Below are 16,330 nucleotides of genomic sequence, written 5' to 3'. Positions count from 1 at the left end.
CGGCGAATCGGTCGACGCCTGCAAGGGCTGGGACTGCGGCTCATTATGGCGGCGCTCGTGACACCGGGCCTTGCGCTGGCACAAGCCACCAGCGGCGGCGGCGATGCCGCACTGCTGGAGATGCGCTCGGCCTATTCGCGCGGCAACAGCTTCCAGCTCGCCAACCTGCTGCCCACCGTGCGCGGCCACGCGCTGGAGCCGCTGGCGAACTACTGGAGCATCCGCTCGCGGCTGGACATCGCCACGCCCGCGGACATCCGCACCGCGCTCGACCGCATGGCGGGCACCTACTGGGAAGACCGCCTGCGCAACGACTGGCTGCTGCAGTTGGGCAAGGCACGCGACTGGGCCAACTTCGACGCCGAGCTGCCACGCTTTCGCATGAACGACGACCGCCAGGTGCGCTGCTACGCACTCATGCGCGACGTGATGACAGGCCGCGCGGCCGGCGAGGCCGTGGCGCCCGTGGTGCAGGCCAACTGGCACGCGCAGCGCGAGGCCGAAGACGGTTGCGCGACCGCCGCCAAATTCCTGCTCGACGCCGGGCAGCTCAAACCCCAGGTGGTGTGGCAGCGCGCCCGGCTGGCCATGGACGCCAACCGCGCGCGCGTGGCCACCCAGGCCGTGGCCATGCTGGACCCGGACCTGAGCATCACGGTCGACAGCATCGCCAGCGACCCCGCGAAGTACCTGGACGAAAAACTCACCGCGATCCGCCCGCGCACCAAGGAACTGGTGACGCTGGCCATCATCCGCCTCGCCGCCAACGACCCCACCGCCGCCGCGCTGGAGATGGACCGCACGCGCTGGAAGGCCCAGCTCACCAAGGAAGAGCGCAGCTGGACCTGGGGCGTGATCGGCAAGCGCTCGGCGCAGAAGCTGCAGGCCGAGGCGCTGGGCTACTTCGCCAACGGCGAAGACCGCCACATGCACGACGAGCACCTGGCCTGGAAAGCGCGCGCGGGCATGCGCGCGGGCTCCTGGAGCGCCGTGCACGATGCCGTGGCCGCCATGAGCGAGGCCCAGCAGAGCGACCCGACCTGGGTGTACTGGGAAGCGCGCGCGGTGCAGGCGCTCAAGCTGCCCGACCCGGTGGCCGCCTCGGCCAAGGCGCGCGAGCTGTTCGAGAGCATCGCCTCCACCCGCGACTTCTACGAACAACTGGCGATGGAAGAACTCGGCCGGCCCATCACCGTGCCGGCCGCGCCCGCACCGCTCACCGCCGAGGAAGTCGCCGCCGCGCAGAACAACCCCGGCCTGCGCCGCGCGCTCATCGCCATCCGCCTGGGCCTGCGCAGCGAAGGCGTGCGCGAGTGGAACTACACCGTGGGCCTGCACACCCCCGGCGGCATGGGCGAGCGCGAGCTGCTGGCCGCCTCGGCCCTGGCCTGCCAGCACGAGCTGTGGGACCGCTGCATCAACACCAGCCTGCGCACGCCCGAATCGATGGACCACGCGCAGCGCTTCCCCACGCCGCACCGCGCCCAGGTGGTCAGCCGCGCCACCGAGATCGGCCTGGACCCGGCCTACGTGTACGGTCTGATCCGCCAGGAAAGCCGCTTCATCACCGACGCCCGCTCGGGCGTGGGCGCTTCCGGGCTCATGCAGGTGATGCCGGCCACCGCGCGCTGGACCGCCAACAAGATCGGCCTGACCAACTTCAAGCCCGCCCAGATCACCGAGCGCGACACCAACATCCAGATCGGCACCGCCTACCTGAAGTTCGCGCTCGACGACTTCCAGGGCTCGCTGCCCCTGGCCGCCGCCGCGTACAACGCCGGGCCCGGCCGCTCGCGCCAGTGGCGCAACGGGCCGGTGCTGCCCGGCGAGGTCTGGACCGAGAACATCCCGTTCGAGGAAACGCGCGACTACGTCAAGCGCGTGCTGGCCAACACCACCAACTACGCCGCGCAAATCACCGGCCAGCCACAGTCGCTGCGCGCGCGGCTGGGCACCGTGGGCCCGCGCCCGGTGAACGCCCCCACCGTCAACCCCGACCTGCCCTGACGCCCATGAAGAACGTTCTAGTCCTCGGTGGCACCGGCTTCATCGGCCGCCACGTCTGCGAAAAACTGCACCGCCAGGGCTGGCGCATCACCGTGCCCACCCGCCGCGCCCTGAACGCCGCGCACGTGCAGCACCTGCCCCGGGTGACGGTGCTCGAAGCCGACGTGCACGACCCAGGGCAACTGCTCAGCCTGCTGGACGGGCACGACGCGCTCGTCAACCTCGTGGCCATCCTGCACGGCAGCGAAGACGACTTTGAGCGCGTGCACGTGGAACTGCCGCTCTCGCTGGCCGAGGCCTGCGCGGCCGACGGCATCCGCCGCGTGGTGCACGTGAGTGCGCTGGGGGCGAGCCTGGACGGCCCGTCGCGCTACCAGCGCAGCAAGGCACGCGGCGAAGAGATTCTGCGCGGCGCCGGCCTGGACCTCACCATCCTGCGGCCCAGCGTGGTCTTTGGCGAGGGCGACCGCTTTCTCAACCTGTTCGCGCGCCTGCAGGCCGTGCTGCCCGTGGTACCGCTGGCCGGCGCGAACGCGCGCTTTCAGCCCGTGTGGGTGGAAGACGTCGCCCAGGCGGTGGTGAACTGCCTGCGCGACCGCGACCTGCCCATGAGCAGCGCGGGCCAGACGTTCGAATGCGTCGGGCCCGAGGTGTTCACCCTGGCCGAACTCGTGCGCATCGCCGGGCGCCATGGCAGCCGACAGCGCCCCGTGCTGCCGCTGCCCGCACCACTGGCGCGGCTGCAGGCCATGGTGATGGAGGCCATGCCCGGCCACCCGGTGATGAGCCGCGACAACCTCGATTCGATGACGGTGGACAACGTGGCCTCGCGGCAATGGCCCGACCTTTCGGCGCTGGGCATCCGGCCCGCCAGCGTGCACAGCGTGGCGCCGACCTACCTCGGCGACCGCGGCGGGCGCAGCCAGCTGTTGGATTACCGGCACGGCGCCGGTCGCTGAGCCGAGCTTCGGGCTTTTTTGGGGGCGGGGGTATTTTTTTGGCACACTCCGCGTGTGGCAGAAATGAATACCTTTAACCGACAGGAGCCCCAATGGCCGCACCCGTTCTCAAAAAGCCCAACCGCCGCCTCGCCCCCCCCGCCCCTCCCGCGCCTCCCGCGCCCCTGCCCGAGGAAGACTCGAGCTACCGCCCCGAGCATCACCGCGATGTGGTCAACCGGCTCAAGCGCATCGAAGGCCAGGTGCGCGGCCTGATCGAGATGGTTGAGAATGGCCGGGGCTGTGAGGACGTGGCCCAGCAGATGTGTGCCGCGCGCAAGGCGATGGACAAAGCCTTCTACCGGATGATGGCCTGCTCGGTCATGGAAGCGGTATCGGAATCGGACTCCGAAATCAACACCTTCCTGCAAGTGGAGCGCTCGACGCGCATTCTTGAAAAATACGCCTAAAGCATTCATGCCGATCCGGCGATGAATGCCGATGGCAGCGCGCCGTCCCGACCCGACCGCCTGTCTCCCCAGCGCGCCCGCGCTGCGGTTTTCCCCCAGCGACCAGAACCAAATGCCTCTGCGGCCCCACTGCCGCCAAGTGGGGCAGTGCCGGTCAGCGCTTGCGTTGAGAACTCGACACCCGCCCCCTCCCCCCGGCCGCACCTCAACCTCTGCCCTCCACCATGAAATTCACACGCCACCTAGCCTGCTTGGGATCGATTCTGGTCAGCACGGGCGCCGCACATGCCGGCGCCTTTTCAATGGAGGGCTCCAGCCCATCGGCACTGGGCAACGCGTACGCCGGATCGGCCGCAGGCAGCCATGACAACTCGGACATGTTCTTCAACCCGGCCACGCTGCGCAACAACCCGGCGACGCAAGTCCACCTCGGCCTGACCAGCGTCGACACCCGCATTGACGCCACCGTCTACAGCTCCACCTTCAGCGACAACATCCCCCGCGCGGGGCAGTCCCAGGCCTCCGGCGGCCGAAATGTCTCGGCGCCGTCCATCTACGTCTCTGCCCCCATCAACGCCGACTGGACGTTTGGCGCGAGCGTGACATCCCCGCTCAAGATCCGCACCACCTACCCCGAAGGTTGGCTGGGCCGCTTTCACGCGCTCGACACCGACATCAACACCCTCAACGCCACCGCGCAACTGGCCTACCAGGTCAACGACGCCCTCGCGCTCGGTGTCGGCCTGCAATACGAGCAGATGACCACCACGGTCTCGCGCAACACCTCGCCCACCACCTACGGGGTGTACCGGGGCAAAGACCATCAACACGGTTTCACCCTGGGTGTGCTCGCGCAACCCACGCCCGACCTCAAGCTCGGCCTGGGCTACCGCTCCGCCATGCGGTACAGCCTGCGAGGCGATGTGAACCTCACCAGCCTGCCCACCAGCACCCTCACCACCGTGCCAGGCCAAGTGGACTGGACCATGCCCGACGTGCTCACCCTGGGCGCCGCCTACCAGGCCAATGAAAAGACCGAATGGGTTGGCGACGTTCGCTGGACCCGCTGGTCCCGCATCTCGGTCTTCCGCATCCAGCTCATCCGCCCCGCAGGGGGATCCATCGAAGTGCCACTGCCGTTTCGCGACAGCCTGCTCACATCGATCGGCATGAACTACCGAATGAACGGCCAATGGCTGCTGCGCGCCGGCCTGGCCCATGAAAAAGATGCTGTCACCGACGACATGCGCAACCCCCGCATCCCCACCGGAGACCGCTCCTGGGCCAGCCTCGGCCTTCAATACAAGCTCAATGACAACGCCAGCGTGAACCTGGCCTATGCCCGGCAGTTCTTCAAGAACACACAAAGCAACTTCGCGGCCAGTGCCGCCAGAAACTCGGCCAGCCTGGATGCGAGCTACAAGCTCTCGCGCGACCTGCTGGGCGCCAGCCTGGTGTACGCGTGGTGATGCGCCCATGAGGATTGTGGGAATGGCAGCCACGCTGCCCTCGCGGGTCGTCAGCAATGAAGACGTGCTCGAACTCATTGAGCACCACTCAAGACACACCTTCACCGGCGACCTGCCCAAGACGCTGCGCACCATTGGCCGGCTGCTGGAGAGAAGCGGGTTCAAGTCCAGGCGCTGGCTCGCCGAAGGGGAGCACCCCATCGAGCTGATGAAGGCCACTTTCGACCAGGCCTTGCAGCAGGCCGGCATGGACAAGGACGAGATCGACCTGCTGATCTACACCGGCGTCGCACGGGGGTTCGTTGAGCCCGCCAACAGCTGCTTTGTCGCCCACAGCCTCGGCTTGAAATGCCGGAACTTCGACGTGCTCGATGCCTGCATGGGGTGGGTCACCAGCATGGACATCGTCAACGACAAGATGAAAGCCGGGGCGATCAGGAAAGCGGCCATCGTGAACATGGAGTTCAACCTCGTGGAGGGTGGGCACATCTTTCCCAAGAACTTCGTGCTGAACGACCCCGAGGAGCTGGCCTACAAGTTCCCCAGCTTCACCGTGGGCGAGGCCACCACGGTCACGCTGTTGAGCCACGAGGACCCGGACAACTTCCGCTTTTCGTTCATCAGCCGGCCGGACCTCAGCGACTTGTGCACGATTTCATTGCCGGGTTGGGAATCGTTTTGCGAGTCCACGCCAGCAATGCATTCGACGGGGGGGAAGTACCAGTTCAACTCTCAGGGCAGTGCGCTGCATGAAGTTGCGGCCATCGAAGCCGTGAATGTTTTCAATCAACGCCCTCCTACACATATTGATATCGACTTGGTACTTCCACATACATCATCGCCAAAGCAATGGGCTGAGTATGGAGAAAAAATTGGAATCTCAGAGAAAATTTTACAGATTTCACAAAAAACCGGAAACATCGTAACCGCTTCGATTCCAACGGGAATTTCGATAGCTCTACAGCAGGGAGTCTTACAAAGAAAACATTCTATCCTCGGTTGGCAAGGAAGTGCTGGCATGGCGTTCGCCGCGATGGAATTTGAATTCTGAAAACCAAACATCATTCGGAAAGCGTATGGCCAATACCTTACACAAGCTCATTCGGAAATTTTCAGAGAGTAACAACCTCGGGTTTTCAATTTTCCAGAAGAACCTCTTCTCCATGGGATGGATCGGTGCACTGGGACATCCACTCTACTGGTACATCTGGACTTACGTCTTTCCTCAGCCTCACGAAAGCCTGCGATTCAGGCTGTTGGCGGCATTGGCATGTGCCCCATTAATATTTCATGAACGGCTTCCGAAATTTCTGGACAAATGGAAGCCATTGTATTGGTACATCACGGTCACATTGGCGTTACCCACTGTCTTTACGTATCTTTTGTTGATGAATGACTTCAACCATGTCTATATGACATGCCAAGTCATGCTCATATTTTTGCTGACCACATTTTTGCCGGGCATCGTTTCGGTAACTGTGTCTCTGTGCACAGGCATCGCAGTTGGTTCATTGATATATTTTTGGGCGATCCCCGTGGACCAAACATTGGAAAATCTAGGTACATTGATTGAATTCTCGCCTTTGCTGCTATTTGCATTGCTGGCGGGAAGTATCTTCAGTGGCTCGTTCAAAGAAAGCATTGAACTTACTCAAACGCGAATCGCCGCCCAAGAGCAAGAAAAAAACCTCAAAGCGCTCGCCGGCTCCATCGCCCACGAAATGCGCAACCCCCTGGGGCAGATCCGTTTCAGCCTGCACGGCATCCGCAACCTGCTGCCCCGCCCCGTGGCCCATGCAGATGCGCACGCGGCGCCCCCCACCCTGAGCGTGCCCGACCTCAACATGCTCTACACCCATGTGGCCCACGGCGAAACCTGCATCGACCGCGGTCTTCAGATCGTCGCGATGACGCTGGACGAAGTGAGCGGCAGGCCGATCGACCAGGCCAGCTTTGAATACCTTTGCGCGAGCAAGGCCACCCGCAAGGCCCTGGAGGAATACAGCTTCGACACCCCGGGCGAACGCGCCAAGGTGGCGGTACAGGTCCACAACGACTTCACGATCAAGGTCAACGAGACCGCCTACGTCTTCATCCTGTTCAACCTCATCAAGAACGCGCTCTACTACTTCAAGCAGCACCCGCAGGCCACCATCACGATCACGGTGGATGCGCCCTGCGTGACGGTGCGCGACACCGGGCCAGGCATTCCCCCCGAGGTGCTGGCCACGCTCTTTGGCTCTTTCGTCACCTCGGGCAAGGCCGGTGGCACGGGCCTGGGCCTGGCGTACTGCCAGCGCACCATGCAGGCTTTTGGCGGTGACATCGTTTGCGCTTCGGTGCTGGGGCAATACACCGAGTTCACCTTGCTCTTCCCGCCCATCGACGAGGCTGAAATCGAGCAGCAGGAGCGCGAGGTATTCAGCCGGGCGGTGCCCTTCTTCCAGGGCAGGCGCATCCTGGTGGTGGACGACCAGCCCCTCCTGCGCAAATCGACGCGCGCCATGCTCTCGGGCCTGGGCGCCCAGCACGACGAGGCCGAAGACGGCTTGCAGGCCATTGCCAAGCTCAGGGAAGGCACCTACGACCTGGTCATCATGGACCTCGACATGCCCGTGCTCGACGGCTATGCGGCAGCCGAGCAGATTCGCCAAGGCGCAGCGCCCGGGCGAGAGGACGTGGCCATCGTGGCCTACACCGCCGAGTCGGCCTACATGGCGCACGTGAAAACCGAGAAGGTCGGCATGAACGGCTTTGTGAGCAAGCCCTGCACCCAGCTGGAACTCATCAAGGCCTTGCAGACGGGCATGGAGGCGGCTGCGGAGAGGGCCCGGCTGCATGGTGCCGCCGCCCACGTGCTGCTGGGCAAAAAGGTGTTGGTCACCGACGACTGCGCTTTCAACCGGAAGATCGCCATCGCCCATCTGCGCACCATGGGCATCGAGGCCGAGGAAGCGGAGAACGGGCGGGCGGCGGTGGAGCGGTTGAGCCAGGACGACAGCATCGACGTGCTCCTGATCGACATGGAAATGCCCGTGATGGACGGCATGCAGGCCGCGCGTGAACTGCGCAACGGCGAAACGGGAGGTCGGCGCCTGCCCATCATTGCCCTGACCGGCCATTCTGGCGACGAACATGTGGCAAAAGTGCTGGAGGCGGGCATGGACGACTTCATTTCCAAGCCCTTCTCGGTCGAGGACCTGCGTGCGAAGCTGGTCAAGGTGCTGACCCGCCGGGGTGCACATTCCATCGGTTCGGGCGAGCAGAACGGCGCGCCGGCGGCCACCGATACCGGCGTCCCTTTGATCCATGCAGAGCAGCTGGAGCGCATGTGCAGGCTGAACAACACGCTTCTGGTGGAGTGCCTGACGGCCTACATCGAGCAAATGCGGGAGCGTTTTGACCGGCTTGAGGAGCAGATGGCACAGGGGAATTTCACCGGTTTTCGCACCCAGCTGCACAAACTGTTGGGCGATGCGGGCGAAGCAGGGTTTTACGCCCTGCACCAGTACCTGAAAAACGAGGTCTACCCGACCGTTGTCGACCACCAGCAATGGCCTGAGCCGCAGGGCTGGCTCACCACCTCGAAAGACCTGTACGCCCAGACGGTGCATGCCATGCGCAAGACGTATCTGGCCAACGCACCGGCCTGAGGCGGGCGGCCTTCCGCGCGAATCAATCGCGCGGCGTTTTCGCATCAATGCGCGGCCGACGACGCCTTACCATGGGCAGTTCTTTCAGGAGATCCATTTCATGGCACTGCAGCTCTACGTCGGCAACAAGAACTACTCGTCCTGGTCCATGCGCCCCTGGGTGCTGATGAAGCAGGCAGGCATTGCGTTCGAAGAGAAGATGATCCGGTTCGACTCGTTCGACGTGAATTCGGTCTTCAAGAAGGAGCTGCGCGCGGTCAGCCCGGTGGCCAAGGTGCCGGTGCTGGTCGACGACGGCTTCGCGATCTGGGACACGCTGGCGATCGCCGAGTACCTCGCCGAGCGTTTTCCCGAGAAGCAGCTCTGGCCGCAGGACGTGCGCGCCCGGGCGCGGGCGCGCAGCGTCTGCGCCGAGATGCACAGCGGTTTTGGCGCGCTGCGCAACCACTGCCCCATGAACATCGAGGCCTCATTGCCCGAGATCGGCCGCCTGATCTGGCGCGACAAGCCGGACGTGCGCGCCGACGTGGCCCGCCTGTGCGGCCTGTGGAGCGAGCTGCTGGCGGCCCAGCCGGCCGGGGCCCTGCTGTTTGGCGCGTTCAGCATCGCTGATGCGTATTTCGCGCCCGTGTGCATGCGCATCGCCACCTACGAGCTGCCCGTGCCGGCCGACCTCGCGGCCTACGTGGCCCGCGTGCGCGCGCTGCCCGGGGTGAAGGCTTGGGTGGACGAGGCGCTGGCCGAGCACGACTTCATCGACTTCGACGAGCCGTACCGGCTGGGCAGGTGAAGCCGGTCAAGGCCCGCCTTGCGGCCGCAAGGGAGGCGAAATGTGTTGCGACTTCCCGACAGCGCAACACCCTATGCCGGACTTCCCGCTGCGGGCGCCTATTCGCGCTTCGATATAGGGCGGTGAATTCGATCATCGAACTGCGTTTTTAGAGGAATGAGTTGTGGTTCTGGCGCGGTGACGGCATTCGCGGTCATTCGTCAATCCAGTGAAGTCCGACCTTGGATGAACCGTTGAGGGTGGCCGAGCATGCGTCGCCATCCCAACGAGAACATTCAGGAGGAGTTCCATGACCCCATTCACCCCCCGGCGTGGGCTGACGATCCGCAGCGCGGCGCTTCCCGAGGTCAACGGCGCGCCGTTGCTGGAGCCCTTGAAGCTCGAAGGCGAAGAGGGCATCAACCAGCTGTTCGAGTACCGGCTGGTGCTGCAAAGCGCGGAGGACGGCGCCCCCCTTGAACTCGACACCTTCATCGGCCGCGAGCTGACCTGCTGCCTCGAACTCGAAGGCCAGGGCAGCTTCGTGCCCGGGATGCCCGCCGGAGCTGGCGCCAACCAGGGCGCGGGGGTGCGGGAGATCTCGGCCCTCATCACCGAAGCCCGGTACATCGGCGAGTCCGGGCGCCATGCGCTGGTTGAATTCACCCTGAGGCCCTGGCTGCACCTGGCCACCCTCAGCACCGACTGCAAGGTCTTCCAGGACCAGAGCGTGGTGGAGATCATTGAAGCGGTGCTGGGGGCGTACCTTCTGGGTTTGGAGTTGAATGCGGGGGCGGAATCGCCCGCCGATTACCGTCGAGCACTGGAGGTCATGCACGAAGGCGTTAAACGAGGAAACGAAGATTGTGCGAACTACCTGTTCGCATCGTTCCGTGGAGGAGACCCTCTTGTCGGTCACGCCAAAGACCCATCCCGAGAGGACCGCTATCACGCCATCTCCGAACGCCTGCGCCGAGACCACCACCTCAAACTGCCGAACCTGGACCGCGTGCTGCCCCTGCCACCGGCCCCCTTGCCGCACTGGAACAGCGACCCCGACACCCTGATCGACGCTGCCAAGGGCGTGCGCGTCACCCCTCAGCCGGTGACCACGTCGGCCCACCAGCTCCCGCCCCACCACCGCGCCCACATCCCGCCCGGCCACATGCTGCAGGTGCCCGCTGGCCGGGCCCACCTCGCCCGCCGCCCTCCCATGCCCGGCCTGGGCAACATCCTGGCCGAGGGCCCCTTCACCCCCGGCCTGGTCCGCGCCCCGGTGGCGGGCTACTGGCAAGCCCGGGCACTGCCCGCCCATCCCAGGGACGAGCCCTACACCGCCCACCTGCGCCGGGAATTCAGCGACCTGCTGCCCATGCACTTTCAAGACCCAGCGCGCGCAGCTCATCAAGGGCGACGCGAAAGCTTCGCGGCTCAGGGCGACATCGACATCCAGGCGCTCAAGAAGCGCCTGAACCTGCTGGCCAAGCTGGACATCTCAATGGCTGCTGATCGCATCACGCTCAGCGCGAAGGAAGAATGGGTCATCAACGGCGGGGGCAGCTACACGATCTGAGGGAGCGATCGCATCCGCAGCGCGACCACCGGCCCATGGGTGCAACAGAATGGCCGTCGCGCAACAACGCCTAAACTCTTCCCATGAAAACCTATCTCGTGGGCGGTGCGGTGCGCGACGCGCTGATGGCGCGTGCCTCGAACGCGCCCGCCGCCGTCTCGCACGCGGACCGCGACTGGGTGGTGGTGGGCGCCACGCCCGAAGCCATGGCGGCCGAGGGCTTCCTGCCGGTGGGGCGCGACTTTCCGGTCTTTCTTCACCCGGAGACCAAAGAGGAATACGCGCTGGCGCGAACCGAGCGCAAGACCGCGCCGGGCTACCACGGCTTCGCTTTCCACACCGAGGCCGGCGTCACGCTGGAAGACGACCTCGCGCGGCGCGACCTCACCATCAACGCCATGGCGGTGGCCGCCGAGCACGCGGACGACCCGGCGCGTGCGCCCTTGATCGACCCGCACCACGGCCAGCGCGACCTGCGCGATCGCGTGCTGCGCCACGTGACCGGGGCCTTCGCGGAAGACCCGGTGCGCATCCTGCGCCTGGCCCGCTTCGCCGCGCGTTTTCCCGATTTTTCGGTGGCGCCCGAGACTTTGGCGCTGATGCGCGAGATGGTGGCGAACGGCGAGGCCGACCACCTGGTGGCCGAGCGCGTGTGGCAGGAGCTGGCGCGCGGCCTGATGGAGCAACGCCCCAGCCGCATGCTGGAGGTGCTGCGCGACTGCGGCGCCCTTCAGCGGTTGTTGCCCGAGGTGGACCGGCTCTGGGGCGTGCCGCAGCGCGCCGAATACCACCCCGAGGTGGACACCGGTGTGCACCTGATGATGGTGCTGGACATGAGCGCGCGCCTGGCCGCGCCACTGACGGTGCGCTTCGCCTGCCTGTGCCACGACCTGGGCAAGGGCACGACGCCGGCCGACGTGCTGCCGCGCCACATCGGCCATGAGGAGCGCAGCGCGCGCCTGCTCAAGGGCGTGTGCGAGCGGCTGCGCGTGCCCACCGATTGCCGCGAACTCGCCGATGTGGTGGCGCGCGAGCACGGCAACATCCACCGCAGCGGTGATTTCAGCGCGGGCGCGGTGGAGCGCCTGCTGGAGCGCTGCGACGCGCTGCGCAAGCCGGCGCGTTTCCATGAAGTGCTGCTGGCCTGCGAATGCGACGCGCGCGGCCGCCTCGGCCTGGAAGAAGAACCCTACCCACCGCGCGAGCGGCTGGCGCTGGCGCTGTCGGCCTCACGCTCGGTGGACACGGCCGTGGTCGCGGCCCAGGCCCAGGCCGACGGGTTGAGTGGCCAGCGCGTGGGCGAGCGCATCCACCGCGCGCGCGTCACCGCCGTTTCGCAGGCCCTGGGGGCTTCGGCGCCCGAAGCGACAGGCGATTGAGCACATCCGCGCGCCGTCAACCGGCGCCGGAGTCTCTCACCGACGAGGTGGGTTAAAACCATTTTTCACGCCATGAGACCGCTCACCCTGTTACGGTAGGGGCCAATGAGCACACTGCCAAGACTGCTGACCGAGCGCTCCGCGCTGTTCCTGGACTTCGACGGCACGCTGGCCGATCTGGCCGGCAGGCCCGATGCGGTGGAGATCCCGCCGGCGCTGGTGACCTTGCTGAATGGCCTGCACCAGCGGCTGGATGGCGCGCTGGCGTTGGTGACCGGGCGGGCCCGCGAAGACCTGGAGCCCATGCTGGCCTCGCCCTGGCCGTGGCCGGCGGCGTTCGAGCACGGCGCGGTGCGCCTGTCGCCCCAGGGCGGTGCGGCCACCACGCGGCCGAGTGGGCTGGCGCGCGCGATCGCGGCGGCCGAACAGCTGGTGGCGCGCCACGCCGGCCTGCTGCTGGAGCGCAAGCAGACCTCGATGGCCCTGCACTACCGCCAGGCGCCCATGCTGGAAGCGCTTTGCATGAGCACGCTGACGCAGGCCATCACCGACGAGCCCGGGCTGCAATTGCTGCACGGCAAGGCCGTGGTGGAAGTGAAATCCGCCCGCGTGAGCAAGGGCGCTGCCATCGAGGCCTTCATGCAGGAAGCGCCCTTTGCGGGCCGCGTGCCGGTGTTCGCGGGCGATGACGTGACCGACGAGGCCGGCTTCGACGTGGTGCAGCGCCTGGGCGGCGAAGGCATCAAGGTGGGCGAAGGCCCGAGCCTGGCGCGCCACCGTTGCCCCACCCCCGAGGCCCTGCGCGCCTGGCTGGCCGATGCCCTGTCCCTCTCCAGCCCACGCCCATGAGCCCCACCCCCGGTTTTTCCCCACCCGCCGCCGCCTCGCTGTCGCTGGGCATGGTCGGCAACTGTTCCTTCAGCGCGCTGATCGACCCGCATGGCCGCGTGGTCTGGAGCTGCCTGCCGCGTTTCGACGGCGACCCGGTGTTCCACGCCTTGCTGGGCGGGGACGATGCCGAAAATGGCGCCTTCGCGATCGAGATCGAAGGCCTGGCCGAGGCCACCCAGCGCTACGAACACAACACCGCCGTGCTGGTGACCGAGCTCTGGGACCACGACGGCAACGGCCTGGCCATCACCGATTTCGCGCCGCGCTTCCTCTCGCGCGGGCGCTACTTCCGACCCACCCAGCTGGTGCGCCGCGTGCGCCCGCTCAAGGGCGTGCCACGCATCCGCGTGAGCCTGCTGCCGCGCTTTGACTGGGGCCGCGTCACACCCACCATCACCTCGGGCAGCAACCACATCCGTTATGTCGGTGAGGGGCAGACGCTGCGCCTGCACACCGATGCCTCCATCAGCCACGTGCTTTCGCGCGAGCCTTTTCTGCTCACGCGGGAATGCAACTTCCTGTTCGGCCCGGACGAGACGCTGGAGACCGGCATCGGCGACACCGCCCGCCACTTCGAGCAGGAGACCCTGTCTTACTGGCGCAACTGGAGCCGGCGCCTGGCGGTGCCGCTGGAGTGGCAGGAGGCGGTGATCCGCGCGGCCATCACGCTCAAGCTCTCGCTGTTCGAGGACACGGGCGCCATCGTCGCGGCCATGACCACCAGCATCCCCGAGGCGCCAGGCACCCAGCGCAACTGGGACTACCGATACTGTTGGCTGCGCGACGCCTTCTTCGTGGTGCGAGCGCTCAACAGCCTGTCCGAGGTCGGCACCATGGAGGACTACCTCAGCTGGCTGGCCAACGTGGTGGTGGGCGCGGGCGGCGGCCACATCCAGCCGCTGCACGGCATCGGCCTGGAGCGCGAACTGCCCGAGAGCATCCGCGACACGCTGCCGGGCTACCGGGGCATGGGGCCGGTGCGCGTGGGCAACCAGGCGCAGGAGCATTTCCAGCATGATGTGTACGGCAACATCGTGCTGGCCGCCGCTCAGGCCTTTCACGACGCGCGCCTGCTGCACCCGGCGGGGCTGGCGGAATTCGAACAGCTCGAAGCGGTGGGCGAGCGCGCGCTGCGCATCTACGACCAGCCCGACGCCGGCATGTGGGAGCTGCGCACGCGCGCGCGCGTGCACACCAGCTCGGCGCTGATGTGCTGGGCCGCCTGCGACCGGCTGGCCAAGATTGCGCACACGCTGGAGATGCCCGGGCGCGCGACCTACTGGGCGACCCACGCCGAAACCATGCGCGAGCGCATCCTGCGCGAGTCCTGGAGCGAGGAACGCCAGGCCTTTGCCGAGAGCTTCGGCGGTCGCGACCTGGATGCCAGCGTGCTGCTGATGGTGGAAGTGGGCATGATCGACCCGATGGACCCGAGATTCCTCTCCACGCTGGACGCGCTGGAGAAACACCTGTGTGACGGTCCCTTCATGCGGCGCTACGAGGCCGCCGACGATTTCGGCAAGCCCGAGACGGCCTTCAACATCTGCACCTTCTGGCGCATCGATGCGCTCGCGCGCACCGGCCGCGCCGATGAGGCCCGCGCCATCTTCGAGACCATGCTGGCCGCGCGCAACCCGCTGGGCATGCTGTCGGAAGACACCCACGCCACCACCGGCGAGATGTGGGGCAATTTCCCACAGACCTACTCGATGGTGGGCATCATCAACGCTGCGGTGCGCCTCTCGGCCCGCTGGGACTCGGTGATCTGATGAGCCGTCTTGTTGTCATTTCCAACCGCATCGCCGACCCGCGCAAGACCGCCTCGGGCGGACTGGCCGTGGCCCTGGGCCAGGCGCTCGAAGCCTCGGGCGGCTTGTGGTTCGGCTGGAGCGGCAAGGTGGTGGAGGATGGCACGCCCGGCGAGGGCGATCTGCATGTGCAGAACGCGGGCAAGGTGCAGCTGGCCACGGTGGACCTCAGCCGCGAGGACCACGACAGCTACTACCTGGGTTACAGCAACGGCGTGCTCTGGCCGGTGTTCCACTACCGGCTCGATCTGGCAGACTTCGACGCCGGCTACATCGGCGGCTACCGGCGCGTGAACCAGATGTTCGCGCACAAGCTCAAGGCCCTGCTGCGGCCCGACGACATCATCTGGGTGCACGACTACCACCTGATTCCGCTGGCGGCCGAGCTGCGCGCCATGGGCTGCGAGCAGCGCATGGGCTTCTTCCTGCACATCCCGCTGCCGCCCCCGCTGATGCTGGCCGCCGTGCCCGAGCACGACTGGCTGATGCGCTCGCTGTTCGCCTACGACCTGGTGGGCTTCCAGAGCGAGGCCGACGTGTCGCACTTCGCGCGCTACGTGGGCACCGAGACGCCGGCCGACATCCTGGGCGAGCACGAGTTCCGCGCCTTCGGCAAGACGCTGCGCGCCCAGGCCTTTCCGATCGGCATCGACGTGGACGAGTTCATCGAACTTGGCAAGGGCCGCGAGTCGCAGGACATGTACGAGCAGATGCGCAAGGAGTATTCGCGCCGGCGCCTGTTGCTGGGCGTGGAGCGCATGGACTACTCCAAGGGCCTGCCGCAACGGCTCAAGGCTTTCCGCCAGTTGCTGCAGGCCTACCCGGAGAACCTGGGCAGCGCCACGCTGATCCAGATCGCCGCGCCCAGCCGCGAGACGGTGGACGCCTACGCCGCGCTGCTGCAGGAGCTGGAAAGCCTGTGCGGCGCCATCAACGGCAATTTCGGCGAGCTGGACTGGATGCCGGTGCGCTACATCCACCGCAACGTGGCGCGCAAGCGCCTGCCCGGGCTGTACCGCGCCGCCAGCGTGGCGCTGGTGACGCCGCTGCGCGATGGCATGAACCTGGTGGCCAAGGAGTTCATCGCCGCGCAGGACCCGGACGACCCGGGGGTGCTGGTGCTCTCGCGGTTTGCCGGCGCGGCCGAGCAGATGCGCGAGGCCTTGCTGGTGAACCCCTACGACACCACGCGCACGGCCGAGACCGTGCAGCGCGCCCTGCAGATGCCGCTGGAGGAGCGCCAGCGCCGCCACCAGGCGCTGCTGCAGGGCATCCGCGAGCAGGACGTGCACTGGTGGCGCGAGCGCTTCCTGGCCGCGCTGGCGGCCGTTCCCAACCCGTAAACCCTTTCACGGCGGGGGGGGGGGGGGGGG

Annotated in this window: 12 protein-coding genes; all 12 read left to right on the top strand. The window is 66.5% G+C overall.

From position 1 onward, the window contains the following. Window positions 1-45 precede the first annotated feature (45 nt). The 12 genes from ACODTB_RS21280 to otsA all read left to right on the top strand — a co-directional run bounded on the left by ACODTB_RS21280 (window position 46) and on the right by otsA (window position 16,300). Window positions 46-2,007 (top strand): lytic transglycosylase domain-containing protein, encoded by a 1,962-nt coding sequence (locus ACODTB_RS21280; protein ID WP_291118804.1) that lies wholly within the window; start codon window positions 46-48, stop codon window positions 2,005-2,007. Between the two features lie 5 nt (window positions 2,008-2,012). Then, window positions 2,013-2,966: a complex I NDUFA9 subunit family protein gene (locus ACODTB_RS21275; RefSeq protein ID WP_291118801.1), complete on the top strand. Its 954-nt coding sequence runs from the start codon at window positions 2,013-2,015 to the stop codon at window positions 2,964-2,966. 92 nt (window positions 2,967-3,058) lie between these two features. After that, window positions 3,059-3,415 carry a metal-sensitive transcriptional regulator gene (locus tag ACODTB_RS21270; protein ID WP_488929712.1) on the top strand — a complete coding sequence of 119 codons (357 nt, stop codon included), beginning with the start codon at window positions 3,059-3,061 and terminating at the stop codon, window positions 3,413-3,415. Between the two features lie 224 nt (window positions 3,416-3,639). Further along, window positions 3,640-4,884, top strand: a complete 1,245-nt coding sequence (locus ACODTB_RS21265; protein WP_488929711.1) for an OmpP1/FadL family transporter — start codon at window positions 3,640-3,642, stop codon at window positions 4,882-4,884. 22 nt (window positions 4,885-4,906) lie between these two features. Further along, window positions 4,907-5,935 (top strand): 3-oxoacyl-[acyl-carrier-protein] synthase III C-terminal domain-containing protein, encoded by a 1,029-nt coding sequence (locus ACODTB_RS21260; RefSeq protein ID WP_488929710.1) that lies wholly within the window; start codon window positions 4,907-4,909, stop codon window positions 5,933-5,935. Window positions 5,936-6,272: 337 nt separating this feature from the next. Continuing rightward, window positions 6,273-8,537 carry an ATP-binding response regulator gene (locus ACODTB_RS21255; RefSeq protein ID WP_488929709.1) on the top strand — a complete coding sequence of 755 codons (2,265 nt, stop codon included), beginning with the start codon at window positions 6,273-6,275 and terminating at the stop codon, window positions 8,535-8,537. 100 nt (window positions 8,538-8,637) lie between these two features. Next, a complete protein-coding gene (locus tag ACODTB_RS21250) occupies window positions 8,638-9,327 on the top strand; it encodes a glutathione S-transferase family protein (protein ID WP_291121718.1) in 690 nt (229 codons plus the stop codon). A 289-nt stretch (window positions 9,328-9,616) separates the two neighbouring features. Beyond that, on the top strand, window positions 9,617-10,879 hold the full coding sequence (locus ACODTB_RS21245) for a contractile injection system protein, VgrG/Pvc8 family (protein ID WP_291121717.1): 1,263 nt from the start codon (window positions 9,617-9,619) through the stop codon (window positions 10,877-10,879). Window positions 10,880-10,962: 83 nt separating this feature from the next. Further along, entirely contained in the window at window positions 10,963-12,258 is a 1,296-nt protein-coding gene (locus ACODTB_RS21240) for a multifunctional CCA addition/repair protein (RefSeq protein ID WP_291121716.1), read from the top strand. Window positions 12,259-12,363: 105 nt separating this feature from the next. After that, entirely contained in the window at window positions 12,364-13,107 is a 744-nt protein-coding gene (gene otsB / locus ACODTB_RS21235) for a trehalose-phosphatase (RefSeq protein ID WP_291121715.1), read from the top strand. Then, window positions 13,104-14,918 (top strand): glycoside hydrolase family 15 protein, encoded by a 1,815-nt coding sequence (locus tag ACODTB_RS21230; protein WP_291121714.1) that lies wholly within the window; start codon window positions 13,104-13,106, stop codon window positions 14,916-14,918. Before otsB ends, ACODTB_RS21230 begins: the two co-directional genes overlap by 4 nt. Next, window positions 14,918-16,300, top strand: coding sequence for an alpha,alpha-trehalose-phosphate synthase (UDP-forming) (otsA, locus tag ACODTB_RS21225; protein WP_291121713.1), 1,383 nt, complete (start codon window positions 14,918-14,920; stop codon window positions 16,298-16,300). The genes ACODTB_RS21230 and otsA overlap by 1 nt, the downstream gene beginning before the upstream one ends. The last annotated feature ends 30 nt before the right edge of the window (window positions 16,301-16,330 follow it).

The sequence above is a fragment of the Hydrogenophaga sp. FG152 genome (assembly GCF_057809615.1).
This window is presented reverse-complemented; position numbering and strand designations above follow the sequence as displayed.